We start from the raw sequence: 795 nt of genomic DNA on the forward strand, positions 1-795 counted from the left end.
TTGCATTGCATATCAACCTAGTGCCAGAAATTGACACACCGGGGCACGCATTATCCTTTGTCAAGGTGCGTCCAGACCTCATGTATCAAGGTAGTCTGAGAGATTATGCAGGCAAGCACAATGTTGAGCGTGTAGCTATGCTGGACCTAGATAAAAAATACGATGAAACGCTAGCTTTTGTCAAATCAGTTTATGACAAACTCCTCGATGGTCCAGATGCACCACTTCATGGCGTATCTACTGTTCATATCGGAACGGATGAATACTATGGCAGTAGAGAAAGCTATCGCCGCTATGTCAATGACCTTATCAAATACATTAAAGGAAAGGGCTATACCCCTCGTATCTGGGGATCGCTCAGTGCGAAACGAGGGAACACACCTGTTGATTGGAACGGAGTAGAAGTTGATATCTGGAGCATCGGATGGCAACGACCAAATGAAGCCANTGCACAGGGAGCTAAGATTATCAACATCACAGATGTGCCGACATATAGTGTCCCAAGTGGAAGCAATAGTCAAGCAGCCTATGGGGACTATGCTAACTATGAGCGTCAATACAATAGCTGGACACCAAACGACTTCCGAACAGGTGGAGGTCCGCTTCTAGAATCGTCTCATCCAAGTATTATCGGAGGAGGTCATGCGGTTTGGAACGACAATATCGACCTTCATGAGACAGGTTTGACCTCTTATGACATCTTCAAACGCTTCTTCAGGAGCATGCAAACTACTGCGGAGCGCACTTGGGGATCTGACCGTGCAGCTGCGACCTTTGCAGAACGCACCCTACCAA

At 47.0% G+C, this 795-nt stretch carries 1 protein-coding gene; it reads left to right on the forward strand.

The features are described from left to right. Window positions 1-795 (forward strand): beta-N-acetylhexosaminidase (locus D8863_RS10500; protein WP_142999489.1); only part of this gene is annotated, 795 nt, incomplete at both ends.

Origin of the sequence: Streptococcus oralis (assembly GCF_003943825.1) — a bacterium.
In the GTDB taxonomy this organism is placed as follows: domain Bacteria; phylum Bacillota; class Bacilli; order Lactobacillales; family Streptococcaceae; genus Streptococcus; species Streptococcus oralis_CD.